Genomic DNA, 1,837 nt, shown 5'->3' with positions numbered 1-1,837 from the left:
CCCTAACTATCTAATTGGTATTGAAGAGGTTAAGAATCAAGCACAGAGAGAAGTTCGGTATGTTGATTGACCAGAACTTGTATTGCGTTAATTGGGTTATGGTGAAGGCGATGTTTGCGTTGGCGAGGAGCTTCAGCCCTAGCTAATCTAAGACGTTGAGTTTTGTACTCAGCTATGGGAACTTCCTGAATTTGCTCAAGTAAGTGTTTTTCGGTTTCGGCTACGAATAAAACTTGATATTGACCAAAATAGCGCAATGTGGCAGTTGACTTGCGGCCACTGATTCGCCGTTGATGGCGACGCAAATGGCTGAACATCGCTTCCATTTTCAAGTTATCTGGCGGTAAGCCAGGAATATCATAGCAGTGCAATAAGTTAGCCCCGTATTTATCCCATAAACGTTGTAACTTCTTCTTTAAGGCCAACTGTGCTGGATTTTGTCCTGGGTCAGGCACAAACTGCTGTAATAGCTGTTCCATGTCGCGCCGAACTTGAAAACTTGTTAAGGGGATTTTGGCAGTTTGTGTAATATCGGTTACATCGTCTGAGGTGAAATTGGAGTTATTTGGATAGCATAAACATTCGGCAATTCGTTGCAACCACTTGTGCGCTTCTGCCAAATCCAAGGCTACGGAAAGATTGTTGCTTAAAGCTTGGTCAATCCATACTGACAAGAGAGACAAATAATCTGTATCCAGTTCTCGACATGGTAAACTACGTAGTATCAAACCTATTGCTTGTAGTTGTTCATAACCGCTTAAACCACCCCAACGAAAAGGTTTGCGACTAGTACGATTGACACAATCCCGAATTGCAGCCCGAATCTGGGATTCGATTGCCATTAACTCTATGCCTCGTGACAAAAAGGGAATTCCTGAAAAAAGGGGGTATTGTCTTGTTGCTGTTCGGAGCTTGGATATTGAGGTCTTTCTGAACTCTCTGGAACTTGTGGCAGTCCATCTAAATCTGCCTTTAATTGTTGTCTTAGCTTTGTATCTAATGGCAGTACCGCTTCGCTTAAATTACTGAGAAAGTGTGCCTGACAACGTTGATGTGGTGCATCTGGCCAAGTTGAATTCATTGCCGTGATGATTGCTGATTCCCCATCTGACAATGTTGCCAGCACTTTGTACGGTAACTTCTGATATGGTTGCAGCCACTCAATTAACTGTTGTCCTTGTGCCTGTGGTAATTGAATTCCACTTACTGGTGTACCGCTTAATACCTCGTACAATACATACAGTAAGGTTCCGTGGCCTTCGGGCTGTAAGGCATCTATTGCCCAAATCAAGCCACCATGAAGGACTGCTGTGGCAGCTAATTTCTCCTGTGTATGTGCTATTGCTCCACCCAACAGTGCCAGAAATTGACGGTATAACTTACCTACATTACTCTCGTTAATTTCAACACCACGTTGGTTTAATGAGCGTTGAATTTCTACCAACTGTTGATGCTCATGCTCATGTTGCCAACCGATAAATGCCAGCACATCTAATCCGTAAGTGCTTTGAGGTAAACTATATTTTAGTACACCATACGCTAAGTAGTGTTGACCAAAATATTCACATTCAGCGTTAGCACATTCTTTTCCCTTTCCTGCCACAAACACTGCTCCGTTTAGCGTTTGAATCGTTTTCCGCATATGCCAAGATGGAAGGCTAATTAATTTTGTATCGCAATGTATACACGAATTTAGCTCACATTTCACAATTATTCGTTTGGCATCCGGGAAATTTCTTTGTGGGCGGTGGCTAGGTAATTTTACTATCACGAAGGAATGCCTGCTGGTAGGTGTTTTTCAGTTTACCTCCAAACAACACCAATTAGATAGCTAGGG

Annotated in this window: 2 protein-coding genes; both read right to left on the bottom strand. The window is 42.7% G+C overall.

From position 1 onward, the window contains the following. Window positions 1-29: 29 nt before the first annotated feature. The gene (locus ACM0OS_RS28810) at window positions 30-842 is read right to left on the bottom strand and encodes a hypothetical protein (protein WP_414546594.1); all 813 of its coding nucleotides are present in this window, start codon (window positions 840-842) and stop codon (window positions 30-32) included. Window positions 843-847: 5 nt separating this feature from the next. Next, the gene (locus tag ACM0OS_RS28805) at window positions 848-1,603 is read right to left on the bottom strand and encodes a hypothetical protein (RefSeq protein ID WP_414546593.1); all 756 of its coding nucleotides are present in this window, start codon (window positions 1,601-1,603) and stop codon (window positions 848-850) included. Window positions 1,604-1,837 lie beyond the last annotated feature (234 nt).

Source organism: Nostoc sp. CCY0012, assembly GCF_963920855.1.
Classification (GTDB): domain Bacteria; phylum Cyanobacteriota; class Cyanobacteriia; order Cyanobacteriales; family Nostocaceae; genus Cyanocohniella.
Note: the sequence above shows the minus strand (reverse complement) of the source record. Positions and strands in the feature narration are given on the sequence as shown.